Genomic DNA, 21,170 nt, shown 5'->3' with positions numbered 1-21,170 from the left:
TTTTCCTTACGAGACACTAATTTTATGATATAATTTATTTATTAATGAGTGTTTAGATGTAGTTAATAAGAAGACCTTTTGGGTTAAAAAGTATAGCGGATACTTTTTAACCCAAAAGGTCTTTTTTTATATAAATATTTACTTTTAATTATGTAAATTATGAATCGAAATTTAAAAAAGCGAGAAAAAAAAGGCCATGATAGACTTTAAATTGAACATAGCAACCAACAGAAAGGAATTGAAATTATGGCTAATCAAGCAGTACAAAATAAAGTAATAGAGAATGTTAAAGGAAAAAATAGTAAAGTGCATTTTATATTAAACAATGGTTTTCGTATTGAGGGGAAGATCTTGGATTATGATGATTTTTGTATATTAGTATCATCTAAAGCACCATCTAAAGAAAAGCAGACAGGAGACAAACAGGTATTCCAAAAGCAATTAATTTATAAACATAATATATCAACTATCGAACTACCAAATACGTTTAAATATTAATTTATAAGCCGCTACAAATGCGGCTTATTTTATAAGAATGGAGATACAACATAATGGAGCATAAACATAATAAAGAACACGGTAAATGGATTCAAAAACAAAATGATATTCTAAAAAATATTGAAGAACATCGTTCACAGTATACAGATATGGACATTTTGAAATGTTTTATGGATTTCTATAATACAATTCGTGAAATGCAAAAGCACAATACTTCACCTATGCTTGAACTATTTCAAATTAGAGCTGCAGGCTTTGAACAAATCAGTAAGGAAAATATAAATGAATTTATGACATTGTATAGAAGCTTGATGGATTTAATAAGTGATGGTGATTTTGAAAAGTCTATTGAATATGTGACCATTATTAATAATAGACCGGTTCATGTATCAGAAGGAAAAGATGGAAAAATAAACGTTTTAGAAGAACAAGTTAATAGAATGTCACGTAATTAATGGGATAGGGGAGATTTACGATGCAGTTTAGTAATGGATTAGTAAAGATAAAAAAGGCTGTGGTAGATGTAGAAAACGATTTTAAGTGCTTGTGCATACGTCAGACGTTAAATGGAAAAGACATAAAACTAAATGGAGTCCCACAAACAATTATTTTACCAATGAGGGATATACGTTCTTTAGAAGTAAAAAAAGGTGATGTTATAGATTTATCGTTTCAAAGGAATCAACTTCAAAGTACAAAGAAAATTTGTATTAAGTATCCAATAAATAAAGACACAAATAAAAATCAAGAAAGTAAAAAATATAAGAAATCTAAAATTAAGATGAATAGTAATAATATCGATAAAGTATTTAAAGGGTTAACTTTAGTAATGGTTGGTATGGAACCGGAAGAGTCGGAATTAAGAGAAGCCGTAGAAAAACGAGGTGGAAAACTCATTTGTATTAGTGGAAAGCAAGGGAAATCAAGAAGGAAAACAGTAAGATCTAGGTTAAGTGAAGGTGACATTGTTGTTTTTACAAAAAGTTATGTTTCACATGCAGCTACAAATCTTGCAGTTTTAGTATGTAAGGAATTAAATATACCTTTTGATTCAGTGGACGGGTTTGGTAAAAGTAATTTTTTAAGGACTGCTGAGAAACTTATACATAACTTGAAATAATATCGAAGGTGGCTACCTATTCAAAAAAATTTAAATAAATTTAAATTTTTTTGAAAAAGACTTAAAATCTATAAGAAGAATGAGTATATTACATAAATAGTTAGGAAAATACCTAAATCGATTTTAAAAAGAGCGAAATCTTTAAAGCAGTTATAATTTAATTATGAAGGAGGGATAGTATGGATAAGAAATATATTTCAAAAATAAAAGAAGTGCATTTTGTAATAAAGAATATCATTTCATTCAAAAATAAGAATCCAACATAAGAATACTTATTAGTAAGTAACGAAGAATAAATATAAAATACAAACAACAAAGATTATATAAAATGAAAGAATGGATGGATGGACTTATTTATACGACCAAATAATAGAGTACATCAAAATAACATTTAATATCATTATATTATGTATATATTTACATTCTTTCAGGCTATAAACAGACCAAAATAAAAAAATAACGCTTTAAACGACCTTTATATATGTACAGTCGGAATTTAAATTAAGTCTCTTCTATTTAGAAAGGGGGAGAAAGCTATACATACAGGAATTATCTTACTTGGAATTGGCTGTGTGCTAGCTATATTAGGATATTTATTAAAAAGAGTAACTACTTTTTTAGTTGGAATTAGTTTATCAATCGCTGGAGTAATTTTCTATAGTTCGAATACATTAGAATACACTATAGCGGTATATATCGTTATATCGTTGTTAGAAATAATGTTCTTAAAACCATTATTAATAAAAAATTTCTATATAAAACGTCATTTGAAAAAAGGTAGTTCTTTTATAAAGAAAGATATAGAACTTACTAAAATATCTAATAACAATGACCATGAAGGAATAGTTAAATTAGGAAATATGTCTTGGAATGTAAAATGCTCGGATGTTTTACATTTAGATAAAAAATATATTGTTGGAAATTGTAAAAGAAATGTTTTAATCATAAAAGAAAAGTCACAAGATCTATCATAAAAAATTTTAAAATCAGTTACTTTGAAAGGGGAAAATAAGAATGGAATTTTTACAAGAATATTGGAATTACGTATTGGGTGGTATTTTGGTACCAATTGCATTAATCGGATATATTAAAACAAAACCAAAAAAAGAAAAGAAAGCAGTAAGATAATTAGTTAAATCAAGTTTTACAATTATGATGTTGTTTACAGGCAGTTAATTCCTCCACTTTTAAAATTATAAATATGGGGGAATTAACTTTAATATAAAAAAGGCGAATTAAGAAAACTATATTTACAAAGATGGATTGTTTTTAAAAGCTTAAAGGTATTCTATCCGCTATAATAAAGGTATTATATGTAGGGCGGTGGATACTTTGGAACAAAAAAAATTGGATCATAAATTCCTCCAAAAGCATAAAAATAATCTTCAACTTTTAATAAATAAAGATGATTTTTATAAATTAGAAAAAGGTGAACTTATCTTTATTGTATGGGAGAAGGGTTCTCACTTTGAAACAAGTATTGGTGAAATTACTAAGCATAAGGTATTAGGAATAAATAAGTTTAATGAATTAATGATTGATGATAATAAAAGTGCAAGTTTTAATATTCATATGTATGCAATGCAAATGTCTGTTGCTATTAAAGTATATCGTCAATTATAAAATAAAAAATTAAATAATTATATCTATAAAATAATTTATTAAGAATAATAAAAAAGGGGATAATCACTATGAATAATGTATTAGAAGTAAAACAAGATGATGTCGAATTACTAAAGGTAATGTCTCATCCAGTCAGAATTCAAATTGTTAGCCATCTTACTAAGAATGGAAAAACAAACGTTACAGAATTAGTTGGGCTTTTAGATCTTCCACAATCAACAATTTCACAGCATTTAACAAAATTAAAAACTAACAAAATTGTTCAAGCAGAAAGAAGAGGATTGGAAGTATACTATTGCACGGTTAGTAATAAGGCGAACAAAATAGTAAGTATTGTTGCAAGTTAATTGTAATTATCATAGAATCTATTGGGTAATTATTTAAAACAATTAGAAATAGGGGATTACTACATGATGAATGTTTTACGGATAATTCAACCCCTTCAAAAAGAAATACTGTATAATCGAATATAGTAAATAAGTAATTTTTCAAGGAGATTTATAGTCTTGTTAATGAAAGTTAAGTAAAGAGAGAGTTTATATATTTATTTAAACTCTCTCTTATTTATGTCGATTGATAAGCATTCCTATAGAATGCATATAGTAGGAGGATAAAATGAACTACCTAAAAGTGAATTTAACAGTTAGTTTAGACGAGAATAAAATTAATGAAAAGAAATTTACTAAATTAGCAACTAGGGTGTTTGATGTATTTTCTAACCTTAGTAATTATATGTCTTCAGAGCAAAAAATGGGTTTTGTTATTAATAGTCGTACGATAGAGATAAATATTTCGAAGGTTGAAAATGGAAGTTGTTATAAAAAGCTACAAAAAGCATTAAAACTTATTGAAAAATATTTAGGAAATGATGATTTACAAAAACTAGGTTCTGTCTATTGTAGTCATAATGACAAAGAGATATTAGTGTTCTCTTTTAAAAATATTATATATTTATCAGATATAGTTGAAGGTGAAAATAAGAATACAGTTCAACATATTATGAATCTGAAAGGGCAAGAAGTAATGTTTAATATAGATGAAGGTATCGATGAAAATTTAATGGAGAGTACGGTCGTAGTTGCTCATTTATCACTTAATAATTAAGAGTAAGTTAAGATGAAAAAAGGATAAGAGGAGCAAAGGATCTAATAAATGAAATAATATAAATTCATACATTAATACTTAGGATTTGTTTGAAAGGAGTTAAAAATGGCAGATTTTACGGAATTACATTTTCGAGTAAAATTAAAAAAGAATATACCTAACGATGTATTAAATATCATACGTTATATGATTGATAACTTAAATAAACCAATTTCTCTACCTAAACATGATTTTTTTGCAACATCTAGATGGTCTTCTATGTTATCAGCCAACGCAGACAATGGGAGAATGGTTAAGAAGTGTACATCATTTGAGAATAATAATTTGGCCTGGCATCTATCAGTTACATCCTTGTTTCGTGAAACTGGTGAAATAAAGCTATTTTTCGAATGGTTATATGAATATATTGATGAACAATGGTTGTCATTCTTAGGATATATTAATTATGATACAAGAGATCATCCGGTACTCATTTATTATAGTGATAATGGAATGAAATATATTTATGTTAATTGTAACGAGACTGAAGAAGCGGATAGTGTCTTATATAATTGGAATACAAATGAGTTGTAAGTTATGTGTATCAATACTCTTAACCCTAAAAAGTCTGTAGTAGGAGGAAATAAAAAATGGAACAAAATGAAAAGACTAATCCCAATTGAATTGAACACAAAAGAGAACGTTGGAGGGAGAGAGTACTCATGGGAAACTTTATAAAACTTCTATGGGCTTCACGCATAAATTATGTAGATAAAATTGTAGGCTCTATTCAAATAACACATATTTTACTACTATTAATGGGATGGTTAGAGGGAAATCTTATTACAGTAATATGGGGACTAACGGTTTACGTATCAATTCTATATTTAATAATTCGTGTTCCTTTATATATTTTTGTAAAGGTATTAATAGTATCTAAAACTTCAAATATGTAAAAAAGGAGAATTTTATATGTCCAATATAGACGCTTTTAAATATCTTGTTATAACTAAGAATTGGTTAGAACAAGCAAAATGTTTTAATGAAGATGGTTCAATAAATGTAGAGAAACTAAACAGTTTAACCAAAGGTCATAAATATATTATTGATGAAGCTACTTTTTTCGCAAATGATAAGTTATTAAATGAGCTTAAAAAGTCGGTTCAAATACGTAAAAGATTATTTTCTCAGAATGAAAACTAGATTTAATGTTATAAATAAATATTTGTTTTCTAAAATCTTTTCTTTATTATAAAGAACTGTACATAATACCCCCTCCGTAATATGTGACGGAGGGGGTATTATATTACAACTAATTATTTAATTATGAAATAAGGTACAAAGGGTTATAGTGAATTTAATTAACCAAGTTGATCAGCAAAACTTAATGCCGCATTGTGTTTTCGTTTCATATGTTTTTCAAGATATATTTTTGTTGTATTAGCACTTGCGTGACCTAAGGTTTGTTGAATACGTAATAGCTCAACATCATTTTCTGCTGCCATAATAGCAAATCCGTGGCGAAATGTATGAGCTGTTATAGGATTTTCTCTTTGTTCAACACAAGGAATTCTTGCTTGAGACAAGATAGAAGTTACCTTATTACTTAAATAGGTAGAGTTAAATTTTCTTAAATGATTAGATACAATTAGTGGTGAATTATCTAGCCTATTTAATTGTGTTTTCAAGCCTTTTCTACTTCTATATTCACTTATACATTCAAAAAGATGAGGTGAAATGTAAGCCTCACGAGGCTTGTCACCTTTACCTATAACACGTAACCATAGTTTACCTTCAGCTCTAAATAAATCCCCCATTCTGGCGTTTGCAACCTCTTGTATACGTAATCCTGTTGATACAAGTAACAAGATAATCATGTAATTAAATAGTTGCTGCTTACTTTTGTAATAGTTTAGAATTTCTTGAACTTCATCGTAATAAAGGTCACGATTTGGTCTATCATTAGCTTGAACAGTTGCTTTTTTTAAATGCTCATGTAGAGGGATAGAAATATAATTGTTTTTATATAAATGTGATAGGAAGCTGTTGATTATTGTAAGCTTTCTTGCTAGGGTTGCTACAGAATAGGGCTTATTATTACGCCCGTATGGAACAGATTTAATCCAATCATTAAACTTACGAATATTCCATGGCTTAAGTGCCTTTAAGAATGAATTTTCTTTTTTGATTTCTTCATAGGAAATTTCAAATGTTTCAGCTTTCTCAGTCAACGTTTTACAAAAGTGCATTATTTCTCGCAAATATGATTTACGGGTATTATTTTTCCGCTGCTTATCTTTATGTATATTAGTTGAATGATGAATAAAATGATAAATCATATCTAAATCATTAAGATAGGCACTAGAATCTTTTCCTTCTTTTTCTGCTTCAGTTATAAGATTATTTATATGTACTTCATATTTGGAATCTAGCAATTGACTAGGTACTATCGATTCTGAAATTGTACTTATTTCTTTTTTATTATTATTTATTATATTAGACAAATTGAAAACTCCTTCCTCGTAAAGCTAAGTATAGCATGAACTTTCCGTAGAAATCTTTTTAGAAAGAGTGGTTTATAAAATCGATTATAATAGGTAAAATATGTAACTTTTAAAGGGACAGAGTATAATTAATCTATAAAAAAATATATAGCTATTTGGAGGTGTTTACAATGGAATACAGGAACAATATAGACTGGTTAATACAATCCATAGAAAATGAAATGAGATTTGAATATGGAGATTTATTTGAGCCTACACGTAATGATGAATGCCCTTGTGGATCAGGTGTAAAATATAAAAAGTGTCATATGAATTCAAATGTAACTTGGCGTAAGGTTGATAATAATTTTTATGATGGAAAGTCTTTATATGAGAATATAAAATTAAAGAAAGAACTATTAGATACTTTACTGGATATTGTATCGCATTTGAAAGAGAATACTACTATTAGCGAAGAGAAAGGTTTAGATTTACTAGATGATTTAACTAAATCACTTGATCAAGTATATAAACAGCTACAAAAAAATGCACCATGTAAAAAAGGATGTATAGCTTGCTGTTTTCAATCAATTAATATAGCCAGAATTGAGGAAAGTAGGATAAAAAATAAGCTTACAAAAGATATAAAGAAAAATATTAATAAGAATCATCAGGAAACGAAAAAGAGAAATAAGATTTCTATTCCTCAAATTAATAAAGATAGTAGTAGAATGAGGTATGCTGAACCATGCCCTATGTTAGATATAGATAATAAAAAGTGTGCTGTATATGATAATAGACCATTTTCATGTAGGACGTATTTTGTGGCAAATTCACCAGAACTATGTAATATGTATGATGGTAAGGTAACTATATATAAAAATCAGGTATACCAAGATCTAGTAGCTATGGTGCTTGCTTTAATAGACGAAACAGTATTTGGTTATTTTGAACTAAGTACTTTACAAGAAACGTTTTATAGAAAAAAGACATTCTTTACTAAACTGAAAAATTTGCTATAAAAATAGCAAATGCATAACATTTTATATAATAATATAGACTTCTGTTATAATAATAATGTAATTGATAATTAGTATATAAAATATGTAAGTTAGTTTATTATAAATCAAGTAAAGGAGAAATTACATGAAATCAACTGGTATTACTAGAAAAGTAGATGAATTAGGAAGAATTGTACTTCCTATGGAGCTAAGACGCACATTAGGAATTAAAGAGAAGGATCCAATTGAAATATTTGTGGAAAACGAAAATATAATTTTTAAAAAATATGCGCCTGGTGGTGTATGTGCTATTACAGGCGAAGTAACTAATGAAAATATTTCATTGGCAAAGGGGAACATAACATTAAGTCCTGAGGGCGCTAAGATATTGGTTCAGGAATTAGAAAAGTATCTAGTAAAATAAAGAAACAAAAAAACTAATATGTAGAACATATTAGTTTTTTTGTTTTTTTTATTTTAGAGTGTTTGTCTATACTTAAAGTGAAATTTTTTGATTACTAAAAAACTTTTTTTATAGAAATATATAGAATTTCAAATGATTGTAATAGATGAATCGAATGTAAAATATATACATTTATAGTTGATTGTATTAATATTATTATAAATATTGGAAATAGAGGGTGATGGATGGGAAAAATAGAGGTTTGAAAAATATATTTTATACACTTATAGTTTTGAGGGAAGTAGAATAATTAAAATTAGGAGGATCAATTCACTATGTTAAAGAAACTGATGTTTGTGTTAATGGCTCTTACTCTAGTTTTTGTTCCAACTCTCGCTTCAGCTGCAACTATACAAGATGGAAAACAAAATAAGGCTACACATGAAGAATTAGAAGCTCAAGTTAAAGAATTAGAATATATATTTTCGGTATTAATGGTAAAAGATGAAGAAACAGGTAAATATGTTCTTAATAAAGAAGAATTAGCGAAATCTTCATATAACAATGAAGAAAAAGCAGCTATTATTGCTGGTGTTTATGTAATGAATGATGAAGAAATTCCATCTAATATGTACTCTAGTAACGTTTGGGAAAGATGTTGGCAGGATGCATTAGGTATTAGTAAATCATATTTTAATCAAATAAAATCGTACCTTAAGAAAGAGGATTACTGGGGAGCATTGGGAATGCTTTCGTTGCTTGGGCTATCTGTAAATCCTGCAGTTATATTTGCTTTTGCAGTAACTTGCGGACCAGCTCCAGCTTCTATTGCACCTAACCCTCACGAATGATAAGACTGATATCTTATAAGTAAATGTACTAAAATTAGAATCTCTTTTGTGAATCTATTGATGCAAAAGAGATTCTTTTATCTTTTTAAACAAGTATTCCTGTTAAATATGAAAATATTAAGCATATTGTGTTGAAAAAAAGTAGATTTGAAGTAAGTTAAACTTTCATATGATATGCTTATTCTATACTAATTAATTTTCAGGTGAGGAGTTGATCAGTTATTACTAGTATAGATAATATATATAATGCTTCTATATTCTTAATGTTTTTATCTACTTTTTGTTTTTATCTGTATTTAAGAAAAATAAAAAGTGAAAGAAAGCTCACTGGTTTCGAAATTACAATGTATATCATTACACAAGTTGGTTACATTCTTTGGGGAATCTATATTATATATATAAATTTCGCTTGATTTTCAAGTAATTTCTTATGAATGTAAGTTGAATAATACAAAAGGAATCCAATATTATAAAGGATTCCTTTTGTATTAATGTACAAAAATTTATTATCATTAAATTTGGAGATAGATATTTAAATATTCAGTATAAAGTAGTTTTTAAAAAGATATATTTAGTAAAGGTTGTTAAAATTAGTCCTAACAGATAAAAAATGTTTGGAGGAATAGATTTGCTAGAATGTAAATTCTGCTTTGTAGAAGGGACAGTAAATGATGGCGATTTTGATTTAGATCAGCATGACATAGGATATTGGTGTAATACATGTGAAGGTTTTAATTATATTAATGAAGATCAAGAGAAGCATAAATTTATTCTTATTATGGAAGATAAATTTAAAAATAAAACCACTATTAATAAACCTAAAGTAAAATTTAATAAACGCTTATCAGTTTATCGTTATCCAGGAGGAAAAAGTAAGCTAATCGAATACTTATATTCATTCATACAAAAGAACAAAGCAAAAAAACTTATATCTCCATATTCGGGGGGAGCTAGCTTTGAGTTAGCTATGTTAGACGCAGGTATAGTTGAAACTATACATTTAAATGATTTAGATACGGGAGTGTTTTCATTTTGGTGGCTTGTAAAATATATGCCTTTTGCATTAATTCATCGTTTAGAATCAACAGTCCCTACACATAAACAATATTTTGAAGCTCAAAATTTAATTAAATCCGACTATGCTGGAGCAGATTTAGTTGAGGCTGCATGGGCGTCATTGTTAGTAAATAGACTAGCCTATAGTGGTATTTATAAAGCAAATCCACTTGGAGGAAGGAATGGAAACACAAAGACATTCCTTTCACGTTGGAATACTGATAACTTAATAGAGAGAATTAAATACATTCATTCATTATCTGACAAAATTACAATAACTCAGGAAAATGCCCTAGCTTTAATTGAAAGAGAGTATTGGGAGGATGGAATTTTGTTTATTGACCCACCTTACTACAAAAAAGGAAAAGATTTATATCATTGTTATTATAATGAGCAAGATCATATTGAGCTAAGCATCTTACTTCAAAATTTACATATGTGTTTTCCAGGTAGTGATATAATTATGACATATGATTATAATAAATTTATAAATAATTTATATGAACATCCTGATAAGAGGATAATTGGTCGAAATTATTCAGCTTAAATAACTTATAATCTATATATTAGATTTTAAAAAATAAAAAGATGGGAGACAAACAACTATGATAAAAGTGACTCGAGGCTATATGTATAATCCGGAGGAAAGTACAGTTCTAATAAATGAAATATATTATGAAGAAGCTACAGGAAATAAATTAAGTAGTAAAATGGATACAATAAATTATATAGAACTACCCCAGAATATAAGAGTGCAAATAGAGGCAGTAGATTCTAAATCGTATCAAGAAGAGATTATTATGAATGAGGAAGACGGAAAAGTTTATATAGATGAAATTAATAAATACGGAAAACCGAAAAAACTATATGCAATATATAGATGAAATATACACTAATAAAACAAACTATACAGGTATAACAATTTATAATTTATAAGGGAAAAAGCCATACATAGAGAAAAGCTACTTATTTCATCATAGGTAGCTTTTTATTATCTTATATATATTCCTCATCTATTTTTCAGCATAAAAAAACACGATACGTTAATATCGCGCTTTTCATGCTATTAAAGTGAAAGTCTTACAGACAATGGTTCTATAACGTTTGCGTTGTAAGCCGAAAAATAAACACCCTATAAAGAACCTTATTTTATCATTTCATTCGTTCTTCAATTTTAAGTGTCGGGAAGTAATCACCGATCTCATTTGTTTCCTTTTCGTTACGATTCATACTAACACTTCCTACATTAGCATATGTAACAGTTAATGTTTGCCAACCCTCATGTTTGAGTAACTCATCTGCAAGTTGACTATATCCATTAACAGCCATATCCTTGGCAGGAAATAGTCCGTTGGGTGCTAATGCAATAGTTGCCTTTATTTCACCATTTTTAACAGAAACATTGCTTAATTTGTCATCTTTTCCAATAGAATAATACTCAATAATTTCTTTCACTTTATCAACTGTAAGTTGCTGTTGTGATTGTTCTTCTGTTGATTCCTCTTCAGTGCCAGCTACCTCAGTTTTTACTTCTTGCTCAGACGTTTGTGTTTGAGTATCTTTAGTCGCCGTATCTCTTTCTTGCTCCGAAGGTTGTGTTTCGGTAGTTTCAGGTTCAGCTCTTGTTTCTGATTCTGTTGCTGTATCTCCTTGTCGGGATAATTTATCAACACCTTCTTCAGAAGTGCCTGTAGTTTTTCCGTCTCTAATATCTACGATTTTTCCAGCTGCATCAACATACATGTCTGTCGCTTTATTAAATTGTTCAATACCATCTATCCATTCGCTACCTTTTGTATCCGACATTCCTTTTAATAATTTGGATATAGACGACTCATATTCATCCATAGACTTAATTAGTTGCTTCTGTTGATATTCATACTTACTATCAGGTAACTAGCTCCTTAAAACCCTTAATTACCTCTTTCAATTCCATAAGCGCTTCTTTATACTCTTTTTGTGATGAAGTTAGTGATTGGTCACCCTTTTGTATTTTGGTCATTTTACTAACTGCTTTTGATATAGCCTCTACTTGCGTTAAAAAGTCCTTTTCATACTTTGTTTCATCTTTCGTGTTTCCACAACCACTAACAAATAAAATAAGTGGTAGTAAAAAAATAACAAACTTAAGTCTTAACATGTTGCAAAACACCTTACTTTCTCGTTTTTATTCTTATTCATTTTATTCCAAACCAACTTACTCTTTTTGAAGATAAATAAATACTGGTTTAGTAAAAGCAGTATTTAAATGCATTTGATTAGGCTAATCATCTTAACCTCTCAATTTTTGTATATTTGATTTGAATAATATTATAATTATAACATTTACTTTTTCTTTTAAAATGAAATAAAAGAAAAAACACTATCGATAAACATAACATAATTATGGTTAACTTATTCGGTTAATAATGTATATTTATCTAAATAATGGAGAAATATAATGTTTATAATCAGGAGGTGTTAGTAATGAACTTACGTGATACAAATAATAATAATGATATTCTTTTATCAGCAGCAGCAAGTGCTATTGAACAGATGAAATATGAAATAGCAAGAGAGTTTGGAGTAACATTAGGACCAGATGCAACTGCGAGAGCAAATGGATCTGTTGGTGGAGAAATAACAAAACGTTTAGTTCGTATGGCAGAAGAGCAACTTTCTGGTCAATACAAAACACACTAGCATAAAAGGACATTTCCCTAATAGTAGGGGATGTCTTTTTTAGATAATACACCATTATATTTATTGAATATTCTAATTAATATTTATAAAATTGTAAAATTATACCAATGATGTGTGTATATGATATGATTAAATTGTAATATATAACATATAAGGGGGACTTTTCATGAAGAAGAAAGGGTTAGTAACATCGGTTTTATCTCTAGTTTTAGCTGGAAGTATTGCGTTTCCATCATTTGCAAGTGCAGATTATCATGAATATAGTCGTGTGGAAATAGTAGGTGAAAAATCAACGACATCTGCATTTAATGTTTCACCAGGTTATGGATATTTGAAGTTATGGTTTAAAAATAATGGTGAAAGTACAGTTACAATAACTGTAAAAAATGTAGATACAGGAAAAAAATATTTTACATATGACCTACCAAAAGGTAAACAATATACTTGGAGAAGTGTATTAGAATGGCCGGGAAAAGGAGTCGGTGCGGGTAATTACACAATTACATACCGTGATGGCAATAAAGGAAAGGTAAATGTTGAGTTCGCTGGATTTTCTTCAAATGATGAAGATGAGGGACGTCGTGGATAATTTAATAATAGCTTTGCTATTTTTAGAAGAAGATTTCAGAATTGTACTGAAATCTTCTTTTTTAAATTTTTATAAAACTAAAAAACCTACTTTTAGATATTTAAGTAGATTTTCAGGGTTTTGAAAAAATAGATTTAAAATAAAAATTTATTTTCTATAACTTATCCAATATAGTAGCTGCATTAATAATTATTATTCTATTTTCAAAAACAAAAACTAAAATTTTTAATCATATTGATAGATAAACTCTGTAAAAAGCGTTCATTCTTACAGGTCTTTTCTATTATTGAATTTTAAAAAATAATTAACTATTTTTAAACATATATATTACTTCTTTTATAACTATATTCGTTTTTTTGAAAGTACTAATCTAATAATAGTGATATAATTTAATAGAATCCTAAAAGTATATTAATGAAAATAGATGTTTAGAGGTGAATATAAATTCCTTCTACTTTGTGTTTATCAAGATTGAAATAACAATTTGTTATGTGAAATTTATATAATTAATAAAATCTAATACCTTTTTATTTAACTCTTAATTATAGAACGGCTATATTTATTGAAATGGGGGAAATAGTTATAGAAGAGTATGAGGGTCTGCATTCTATAAAAGAATCATGGAAAATTTTCTTTATTAATTTGACTATATGCATTGTTTCAGTTTTATTAGTTGGGTTTGGTATTAGGTATGCTCATGGATTAGCCAAGAAAAAAGAAAATCAGAACAAAATAGAAATTGAACAGAATAGAATTAACTCCAATCTATGAGCTAGCTGATATTTAAAATTAGTGAATTTAAATAAATATTTATTTTTTATAGTTTAATATAATTCGAATTTTATAGAAATGAATGGTGTATAGAAATGAAAAATATTCCTGAATCAGTAATAAAAGAAGTGAAAGAAAGGGGATTAAATCCAAAAGAAGAAAAGGAGATTCTTGATGATTTGGAAAACAATTACATCAAAATGAACGAGCGTAACAAAATACATGAAGAAGCCTTATCTAAAGAAAAAGAATATCAAAAAATGTGGCATATGTTAAATAATCAATTAAGATAGTAGGATTTCTTTAAATTTGAAATTTAATAGAAATATGAAAACGTTGATAAATTCTATAGAAAGAGGGATATAAAGGTGTTTACAGATATACAAGTAAAATTCCCACCAATTGGTGAAAAACACATTGAATTTCAGTTCTTTTTAGAGGTAGAGGGAAAAGAATTTTATGAATTTTATAAGAAGGAATACAAAAAATACTTATTTGAGTATTTTCCTGAATATCAGGATACGTATGAAGATTATTTAGAAAAGTTTTTATTACCGCATTTAAAGGGATTTAAGGAATTACGTTTGGGTCATGACTTATGGAATGGTGAAGGTGTATGGATTGGTGTTGATTATGAGAACAATCATCGTGGAGTAGTGCTACCGAAAGTTAATTTCAATTTTTATAAGGGTGCATTAGCTTATAAGTATTGGTGTTCATAATGAAATGAGTATTTTTAAACCAAAGTGTTAATTTTATAGATTGCTATACAATTTGAATTTTGTATAAAAACGAGGTGGCTAGGGTGAATAAAAGAGACAGAATTACAAAGTTATCAGCTAATGCTCAAGTAGCTAAATCGTTAAGCGAATGCCAGCATTGGATAAATGAAATGTTGTTAGAGATTGCAAAAGGAACTAAATATGAAATGGATGTAAGTGATGCATTTGATATATACGACAAAAAGGTTTCAGCTATAAACAGTGGTGTTCCATATGCGAATTAATACAATTTGAATTTTATAGAAAAAGAGGAAAAAAAGAATATGATGGTAGAACTCAATTTTTGGAATGTTTTTTGTAGTTTGCTAGGTTTAAGCCTATTGTTTTTGCTTTTGCGTTTATTAATATTCGGTTCAATTAATCAAGACTATGAAAAAAAAGAAAAAATAAATAGACTTCGAAATTCTTCACAAAGAAGGGGGCGCAGGTAAAAGCTTATATAACTTTAAATTTTGTAAAGAAGTAGGTGGGTTTATGAAAGAAAAGATCGATTCAATTAAAGAAAAGTTCTCTAATGGAAAATCTCGTTTTGAGAATGGTAAGACCGTGGTAGAGGTTGGTTTATCTGATTTAAATGAATTACTGTGCTTAGCTTATGACATAAATAATTATCGTCTAAATGCTTTGTGGAATTTAGAGCAAACATCAAAAGCATGTAAAGAGTACGAAATGCGTAACGAAAGACACCAAGAATCGTTGAAACTGATAAAAAATATAACAAATGGAGTAGATAATGCAATTCTAAAAGATGTGAATCGAATAGCAAAAGAATCATTAACATAACTAACTAAGGCGTATTTTGAATATAAAGGAGCTGGGGAAATGGATGAAAAGAAATTGGAATTGAATGAAGATCAAAAATCTGTATTATTGAAGGCATTAAAGGATATGCACTTTGCTAATGCTCAATTACGTGAATGGATTAGTAAAGACTCACTTTCAGTCGAAATGTCAAAAACACTTCCATCATTGATAGAAAGCTATTTTAGTGAAGCGGCAAAAGTATTAAATTACGAATCATATCTGCTGGAAGAAAAAGAAAAACGTTATGCGGAGATTAAAAAGGCCAATCAAAAGATACATGAATTACAGGATAAATTAGGTTCCGATAAACCAATTGATGGTTTAAAAGAACAGTTAAAGCATCTTTCTGATGTTGTTAGTCAATGGTGGAACACGGAAGGTTTTAATCATGTGCATGATACGAAATATTATCCTTATGGTGGAATGAGGGTAGAACTTAGTTTTATGTTAGAACACTGTCGTTCTTTCAGTAAAACTCCTGTAACAGATAAAAGGAGCCGAGAGGACCACATTCAATATTTACGCGATATGGGCTTTGAATTTGCCGACTTTGAAAAAGGACGTAGTGAAAAACTGGATTTAATCGACAATCATCAAAACCGTGCATTACTTATCAAGATGCTTACAGAGCGTTTTCCTTCTCTCGAGGTTCATAGCTTTAGCAACCATAGTAGTTACTCTAACAAAGAAATTTTTATTATTAAGCATATAGATGCTTCAATTTATGATTTAGCTGATATTTAAAATCGATGTATTAAAAAAATAGCTATTTTATAGAGTTTAATTAAATTAAAATTCTATTATAAGAAAGAAGTAATGATCGTGTAGAACAAGGAGAAAGAAAATGAAAATAAAGAATGAATCAATTCCAAAGTTAGATGGGATTATTTCTATATTTGTAGGGGTACTTATTACTAGTGGTGCATTAGCTGGTTTATGTAGAGTAGTTACTTATATAACAATTGAGAAGATTAGTGGCGTTACTTTTAGTTTATCAGTAATTATAATAGCTTTTATGATGCTTTATCAAGATAAAAAGAAATAAACAAATAGAAATGCATGACCATATAACATATAAATTTGACAAATTGGCTTATTATCTTGATTGTCATAAAAGACTATTTAAACCAAGTGATTTATAACAAAAGCGTTATTATGAAGAGGAGAGAAGGATATGAAAAATATTTTATTATATTTCTTAGTTGTTACATTATTAATTACAATAAGTTTATGTGCTTTTGATATTATTAATTTGAAAATGTTTATGGCTGCTGTATTGGTACAGTTAATATTGATTAAATTTACGGAAAGCTTTAAATCCGCAGAAGAAAAAGAGTAAAAACGGATGAAAATGTAACCAAAGCGTTAATTTAATATATATATGTGAGGTTCTAAAATGGGAGATTACACTGCTTTTCGTGGGAAAGTGATAATTAAGGAAGAATACAAAGAGCTAGTTTGTTTAATTAATAACGGGGATTGGGAAGAAGCAGTTAATAGGTATTCTTTCCTTAAAGAATACTATGATATTAAGAGAAGCACCCTGATTCCTTTTAGTAAAGAAGATATTCAGAACAAGTGTAATGAAGTAGGAGAACTTTATTTGGAAGCAGATCCTTTAGATTGGGAAGTAGATAATACATATTTTACTGATTTAAAGGGATTAGAGTGGACATTTATTACAGGTGTAAAAAATTATGCAGATAAAAACCAGAAAAATAAAACACCTATCCAAACTTTTATTGATGTGGTTATCTCAGAGGTTGTGAATGAAATTATAAAAATTCAAAAATATTATCCAGAAGATGATATGCCAGTAGAATATGAGTTTCAAAACGTGGTAGCTAAAACTAATATAAAAGGATTCTTTAGTGGCTTATTCAAAAGAAAAGCTAATAAAATCGATGATAAAACAAAAATTAAGAAAGTAGTAATAAAATATTAGGTGCCTAGTCGCATATAACTTTAGATTTTGTATCAAACGAAAAGAGGAGTATTTTATGGGTGTATCTTGGAGATATTTTAGAGAATATGAAATTGTAGAGCATGAAGAAAATGATTTTGATGAAATGATACGGTATTTTGATGATGGAAAATTGATTTTGACTTACATAACTAGTGGAACATTAAGAACTGTATTTGAAAATTATGGAATACACATACCAATATACAATCAATATGAGCCACCCAACTTAAAGACACTAGAATTAGTTTCTCCTAATAAAATAGTTCATGCTTGTGAGGATGCTATAAAAATTCTGAATCAAGGAATTAACCCGGAATTTGAAGACTTTGATGGAGAAAAAAATTTGTTATGGGAATTGGATGATCTTGATGGACGGAATAGTGGCAGTAGAACAATAGGGGAATTGAACGAAAGGATAATTGATAAATTAGAGTATATAAAATCAATTTCTAATCGGGGATACTATTTTATTGAAAATGATGATTAAATTGATGGGTTTCTTGCGGCTAAGTAATCAAATTAAAATCTTGTAGAAAAGAGGTAATATAAGATGTCTAATCAAAAAAATGACGAAAAAAAACAAGAGCTGTTTTTAGATGAAGGTATGCCGTGGCGTTTTCTCCCAACAGGAAAAGTAGAAAAAGTAACAACAGTATTCCAACAGTTTTATAATGAACAGAACCCAAATAGGGAAGAAAAATATCATGAACAAAGGCTTAGTGATTTTATCAATATTGATTCAAGATTTGAAGGAAACCGTGGTGAAAAAGATATTAGCAAATAAGTAGATAATAATTTTCGAGAATCACTTGAGAGATATACAAAATTAGATCAAGGTGTTGTTACATTATGCAATTTGATAAAAGAGAGAAGTTAAATACTAAAGAAGCTGCAAAAAAACTAAACATTGCAGAATCTACTCTACACAAGTATGTTAAGGACGAGTTAATAAAACCGGTTTATGATGATTGGAAACAAGATGGTAGCCGTCTGTTTTATGTTGATGATATTGAACGGTTAGCGGAATCAATAAAAAAACCTAAAGGTATTACAATTTCAGAACTAGCAAAAAAGTTAGGTAAAACAAAAACATATATACAAAAACATATTAAATTAGGTAATTTATCAGCAGAAAAAATAGTTTATAGGGGTAAGCAAACATTCCTGATAGATAGCGTAGAGGCAAAGAAATTCATTGAAAAAGTAAGTGTAGGAAGTGGCTCAAGACATTTTATCAATATTGATGGGAAAGATTACTTTTTGTATCAATTATTAGAAAATAGAGTTACCAATAACACAGCTCGTATTATAGATATAGAAATAGGGAAAGTTTTGACCGATTGTAATGAAGTTAAAGATTTAGAAGCTATTTTAAATGAGGGTTTTTATCCAAAAGTGTATATTGAAAAGGGAAGAGGATTTACAACAAAAAAAGTTGTGACATTCACATTTCCACTTCCTCAAAATTTTGATGACAAAATTTATAATATAATTGATTGGTTGTATGCTCATATAAAGGGAAGTAATATAACAATAAATATTAAAGAAGAAAAAATATTAGTTACTATAAAACCAATAATAATTTCTTCACAAATTAATAATTGTCAGGAAGAAATAAACTTCATGAAGAAGTTTATTACAGAAGGTAGTATAAGTGTTAGAGATGAAAAAATAATCCTATCAAGTGAATGGGATGGAATATCATTTTATTTAAGACATGTTGAAAAAGAGAAATTAAAAAAGAATGCAAAGAAAAAAGGCATTTCAATGGAGCAATTATGTGAGGATCTAATTAGAGAATGCCTAAGTAAAATGGAAACGGAGGAATAAATTTAATCTTTTAGAATTAAGGGCCAATAAAAATTGGTCTTTTTTTATAATTTATATTGGTTTTAAAAATTAATAAACTTTATTGTGTTCATAAAAATCAATCCTAATAACAATCTATCGAATGAATATTCGCAATATTCCTGTGATATAATCTGATTGTAAATACTAGGAAGAGAAGGGATGGTATGACACAAATAAAAGTTACGCCTGAACAATTAGAACAGGCTGCTAAAACAGTACAAAATACTAGAAACACCCTAGAATACATACATCAAGATTTATGGAATCAAACAGAATATATCGCTTCACAATGGAGCGGTGCAACAAGTAATCGATTTTATCAAATGTTTAACGACGCTAAGCCAAAAATGTTTTCTGTCCTTCAAACATTAGACGATATTGCCGAACAACTTTTACATTCTGCTAATAAATTTCGAAATGCAGATCAACTCTATGGAGGGAATTTGGTCGGAAATGAAGGTATAAATACCACCACTTCTTCAGGGGAAAATACAGAAGTTGATATGGGAAAAGTAACTAGAGATTTAGCAGGAGAATTGACAGGAGAATATGATGTTAGGCGTGTCCTAGAAGGTGTTGACCCTGATACGGGAGAAAAACTTTCATGGTGGGAACGTAGCTTAGCTGGAGTAATGGTGGTAGGTGGTATTACGCCTATCGGGAAAGGTGTTAAGATTCTCAAGTCTGGGAAAAAAGTTGCAAATGCTATAGATGCCGCAGCACAATTAGAAAAGAAACGAGAGATACTAGCAAAAAATACGAAGGCAGGAGACGTTTTTGAAAAAGAAATGGAAGCAATTATTCGTAAAGAGAAGGTACAATCTGAATTAAATAATCAAGTTACGATTATGACAAAATCAGGAGTTCGAACACGTTTAGATATAGCAGGAAAAGATATTGATGGTAAAATAGATTTAATAGAGTTGAAATCATCACCTACTGCACCTCTTACTAAAAATCAGAAAAAAGCTTTTCCTGAAATTGAAGAGAGTGGAGCAGTAGTTAGAAGCAGAAGCAAGCCACCTTTCGAATATCTTGAAGAAATCCCACCAACTAAAGTTAAAGTGATACGAAAAAATGAGTAGGAGGTTTTTTATATGGCACTGCATGACATAGATCAAGTAGATTTAATTTCGCTAGATAATGAAAATAAAGATATAGTATATTTAACTATTTTTGATGCATTAGATTGGGAAGAAGAACATGAGCATGCATTACTTTTACAAGAAAAGATAAATAGATATCTTGCATTTATTGAAAGTGGAGAAATATATGAGACAACTCCTGAAACAATAGGTAAAGATAAATTTGTAATACAGGTATATGCGTTGCATGAACGTAATGAATATGGTGAAGAATTTTATACTTTAGTTCGTGAACATTTACATGGCGCAGGGTACGGGCTACAATTCAATTTAAGACCAATGGAATCTATTGAAAGCATTACAGAAAAATGAAAACCAGACTATAGCCAAATGTTGAAGATAGCGTTAAAAATGTAAAAAAGGACCTCTAATTTGAAGTGCACCCCAATTGTTAGACACATAACTAACAATTGGAGGTGCATTTTTTATGGCTAAATTTTCTTCAAAAGATAAAATAAAAGC

General features: G+C 28.6%; 31 protein-coding genes and 1 pseudogene. 30 read left to right on the top strand and 2 right to left on the bottom strand.

Going from position 1 to position 21,170, the window contains the following annotated elements; genetic code table 11:
* Positions 1–246 precede the first annotated feature (246 nt).
* The 10 genes from MR169_RS24935 (at position 247) to MR169_RS24890 (ending at position 5,527) form a co-directional block, all read left to right on the top strand.
* Complete coding sequence (locus tag MR169_RS24935) at positions 247–498, top strand: RNA chaperone Hfq (RefSeq protein WP_000013189.1); 252 nt, start codon at positions 247–249, stop codon at positions 496–498.
* A gap of 53 nt (positions 499–551) precedes the next feature.
* Positions 552–953, top strand: coding sequence for a hypothetical protein (locus MR169_RS24930; RefSeq protein ID WP_000400309.1), 402 nt, complete (start codon positions 552–554; stop codon positions 951–953).
* A 20-nt stretch (positions 954–973) separates the two neighbouring features.
* Positions 974–1,618 carry a DUF2325 domain-containing protein gene (locus MR169_RS24925; protein WP_001160695.1) on the top strand — a complete coding sequence of 215 codons (645 nt, stop codon included), beginning with the start codon at positions 974–976 and terminating at the stop codon, positions 1,616–1,618.
* A 572-nt stretch (positions 1,619–2,190) separates the two neighbouring features.
* Positions 2,191–2,592, top strand: a complete 402-nt coding sequence (locus MR169_RS24920) for an NfeD family protein (protein ID WP_242320213.1) — start codon at positions 2,191–2,193, stop codon at positions 2,590–2,592.
* A 349-nt stretch (positions 2,593–2,941) separates the two neighbouring features.
* Entirely contained in the window at positions 2,942–3,241 is a 300-nt protein-coding gene (locus MR169_RS24915; protein ID WP_003268444.1) for a hypothetical protein, read from the top strand.
* 68 nt (positions 3,242–3,309) lie between these two features.
* A complete protein-coding gene (locus MR169_RS24910) occupies positions 3,310–3,588 on the top strand; it encodes an ArsR/SmtB family transcription factor (protein WP_001067023.1) in 279 nt (92 codons plus the stop codon).
* 268 nt (positions 3,589–3,856) lie between these two features.
* Positions 3,857–4,345, top strand: a complete 489-nt coding sequence (locus MR169_RS24905; RefSeq protein WP_001108438.1) for a hypothetical protein — start codon at positions 3,857–3,859, stop codon at positions 4,343–4,345.
* A gap of 105 nt (positions 4,346–4,450) precedes the next feature.
* Positions 4,451–4,918, top strand: a complete 468-nt coding sequence (locus MR169_RS24900) for a hypothetical protein (RefSeq protein WP_242320212.1) — start codon at positions 4,451–4,453, stop codon at positions 4,916–4,918.
* Between the two features lie 128 nt (positions 4,919–5,046).
* On the top strand, positions 5,047–5,280 hold the full coding sequence (locus tag MR169_RS24895; protein WP_000526279.1) for a hypothetical protein: 234 nt from the start codon (positions 5,047–5,049) through the stop codon (positions 5,278–5,280).
* A 16-nt stretch (positions 5,281–5,296) separates the two neighbouring features.
* Positions 5,297–5,527, top strand: coding sequence for a hypothetical protein (locus MR169_RS24890; protein WP_000065076.1), 231 nt, complete (start codon positions 5,297–5,299; stop codon positions 5,525–5,527).
* A 158-nt stretch (positions 5,528–5,685) separates the two neighbouring features.
* Here the strand turns inward: MR169_RS24890 and MR169_RS24885 are convergent, their stop codons facing one another.
* Positions 5,686–6,828 carry a tyrosine-type recombinase/integrase gene (locus tag MR169_RS24885; RefSeq protein ID WP_042990114.1) on the bottom strand — a complete coding sequence of 381 codons (1,143 nt, stop codon included), beginning with the start codon at positions 6,826–6,828 and terminating at the stop codon, positions 5,686–5,688.
* 170 nt (positions 6,829–6,998) lie between these two features.
* On the opposite strand from MR169_RS24885, the gene MR169_RS24880 reads away from it, so the two are divergent.
* The 5 genes from MR169_RS24880 to MR169_RS24860 all read left to right on the top strand — a co-directional run bounded on the left by MR169_RS24880 (position 6,999) and on the right by MR169_RS24860 (position 11,002).
* Positions 6,999–7,829 carry an SEC-C metal-binding domain-containing protein gene (locus MR169_RS24880; protein WP_000456704.1) on the top strand — a complete coding sequence of 277 codons (831 nt, stop codon included), beginning with the start codon at positions 6,999–7,001 and terminating at the stop codon, positions 7,827–7,829.
* A gap of 124 nt (positions 7,830–7,953) precedes the next feature.
* Positions 7,954–8,232 carry an AbrB/MazE/SpoVT family DNA-binding domain-containing protein gene (locus MR169_RS24875; protein ID WP_242320211.1) on the top strand — a complete coding sequence of 93 codons (279 nt, stop codon included), beginning with the start codon at positions 7,954–7,956 and terminating at the stop codon, positions 8,230–8,232.
* A gap of 314 nt (positions 8,233–8,546) precedes the next feature.
* Positions 8,547–9,062: a hypothetical protein gene (locus tag MR169_RS24870; RefSeq protein WP_000914402.1), complete on the top strand. Its 516-nt coding sequence runs from the start codon at positions 8,547–8,549 to the stop codon at positions 9,060–9,062.
* Positions 9,063–9,690: 628 nt separating this feature from the next.
* Complete coding sequence (locus tag MR169_RS24865; protein WP_242320210.1) at positions 9,691–10,665, top strand: DNA adenine methylase; 975 nt, start codon at positions 9,691–9,693, stop codon at positions 10,663–10,665.
* 58 nt (positions 10,666–10,723) lie between these two features.
* The gene (locus tag MR169_RS24860; RefSeq protein ID WP_000598777.1) at positions 10,724–11,002 is read left to right on the top strand and encodes a hypothetical protein; all 279 of its coding nucleotides are present in this window, start codon (positions 10,724–10,726) and stop codon (positions 11,000–11,002) included.
* Between the two features lie 268 nt (positions 11,003–11,270).
* Here the strand turns inward: MR169_RS24860 and MR169_RS24855 are convergent.
* A pseudogene (locus tag MR169_RS24855) lies at positions 11,271–12,258 on the bottom strand (outer membrane protein assembly factor BamD).
* A gap of 326 nt (positions 12,259–12,584) precedes the next feature.
* On the opposite strand from MR169_RS24855, the gene MR169_RS24845 reads away from it, so the two are divergent.
* From MR169_RS24845 to MR169_RS24775, 15 genes are all read left to right on the top strand, one after another.
* Positions 12,585–12,800, top strand: coding sequence for an alpha/beta-type small acid-soluble spore protein (locus MR169_RS24845; RefSeq protein WP_001053420.1), 216 nt, complete (start codon positions 12,585–12,587; stop codon positions 12,798–12,800).
* Positions 12,801–12,966: 166 nt separating this feature from the next.
* Positions 12,967–13,389 (top strand): hypothetical protein, encoded by a 423-nt coding sequence (locus tag MR169_RS24840; protein ID WP_000726546.1) that lies wholly within the window; start codon positions 12,967–12,969, stop codon positions 13,387–13,389.
* An 866-nt stretch (positions 13,390–14,255) separates the two neighbouring features.
* The gene (locus MR169_RS24835) at positions 14,256–14,453 is read left to right on the top strand and encodes a hypothetical protein (RefSeq protein ID WP_242320207.1); all 198 of its coding nucleotides are present in this window, start codon (positions 14,256–14,258) and stop codon (positions 14,451–14,453) included.
* Between the two features lie 75 nt (positions 14,454–14,528).
* A complete protein-coding gene (locus MR169_RS24830; protein WP_242320206.1) occupies positions 14,529–14,882 on the top strand; it encodes a hypothetical protein in 354 nt (117 codons plus the stop codon).
* A gap of 83 nt (positions 14,883–14,965) precedes the next feature.
* A complete protein-coding gene (locus tag MR169_RS24825; protein ID WP_242320205.1) occupies positions 14,966–15,166 on the top strand; it encodes a hypothetical protein in 201 nt (66 codons plus the stop codon).
* A 250-nt stretch (positions 15,167–15,416) separates the two neighbouring features.
* A complete protein-coding gene (locus MR169_RS24820; RefSeq protein ID WP_242320204.1) occupies positions 15,417–15,725 on the top strand; it encodes a hypothetical protein in 309 nt (102 codons plus the stop codon).
* Positions 15,726–15,764: 39 nt separating this feature from the next.
* Positions 15,765–16,490 (top strand): hypothetical protein, encoded by a 726-nt coding sequence (locus tag MR169_RS24815; protein WP_242320203.1) that lies wholly within the window; start codon positions 15,765–15,767, stop codon positions 16,488–16,490.
* A 100-nt stretch (positions 16,491–16,590) separates the two neighbouring features.
* Entirely contained in the window at positions 16,591–16,791 is a 201-nt protein-coding gene (locus tag MR169_RS24810; RefSeq protein ID WP_242320202.1) for a hypothetical protein, read from the top strand.
* A 129-nt stretch (positions 16,792–16,920) separates the two neighbouring features.
* On the top strand, positions 16,921–17,085 hold the full coding sequence (locus MR169_RS24805; RefSeq protein ID WP_242320201.1) for a hypothetical protein: 165 nt from the start codon (positions 16,921–16,923) through the stop codon (positions 17,083–17,085).
* Positions 17,086–17,142: 57 nt separating this feature from the next.
* Positions 17,143–17,691 carry a hypothetical protein gene (locus MR169_RS24800; RefSeq protein ID WP_242320200.1) on the top strand — a complete coding sequence of 183 codons (549 nt, stop codon included), beginning with the start codon at positions 17,143–17,145 and terminating at the stop codon, positions 17,689–17,691.
* Positions 17,692–17,746: 55 nt separating this feature from the next.
* The gene (locus MR169_RS24795) at positions 17,747–18,199 is read left to right on the top strand and encodes a vacuolar protein-sorting protein 36 (RefSeq protein WP_242320199.1); all 453 of its coding nucleotides are present in this window, start codon (positions 17,747–17,749) and stop codon (positions 18,197–18,199) included.
* A 63-nt stretch (positions 18,200–18,262) separates the two neighbouring features.
* Complete coding sequence (locus MR169_RS24790) at positions 18,263–18,496, top strand: hypothetical protein (protein ID WP_242320198.1); 234 nt, start codon at positions 18,263–18,265, stop codon at positions 18,494–18,496.
* Between the two features lie 65 nt (positions 18,497–18,561).
* A complete protein-coding gene (locus MR169_RS24785) occupies positions 18,562–19,542 on the top strand; it encodes a helix-turn-helix domain-containing protein (protein WP_242320197.1) in 981 nt (326 codons plus the stop codon).
* Between the two features lie 185 nt (positions 19,543–19,727).
* On the top strand, positions 19,728–20,648 hold the full coding sequence (locus MR169_RS28280; RefSeq protein WP_242320196.1) for a WXG100 family type VII secretion target: 921 nt from the start codon (positions 19,728–19,730) through the stop codon (positions 20,646–20,648).
* 12 nt (positions 20,649–20,660) lie between these two features.
* The gene (locus MR169_RS24775) at positions 20,661–21,020 is read left to right on the top strand and encodes a DUF6572 domain-containing protein (protein WP_001173689.1); all 360 of its coding nucleotides are present in this window, start codon (positions 20,661–20,663) and stop codon (positions 21,018–21,020) included.
* The last annotated feature ends 150 nt before the right edge of the window (positions 21,021–21,170 follow it).

Source organism: Bacillus cereus group sp. BfR-BA-01349, assembly GCF_022663795.1.
Lineage (GTDB): Bacteria > Bacillota > Bacilli > Bacillales > Bacillaceae_G > Bacillus_A > Bacillus_A cereus.
The sequence above is the reverse complement of the archived record's forward strand: the minus strand, read 5'-3'. Positions and strand labels throughout refer to the sequence as shown.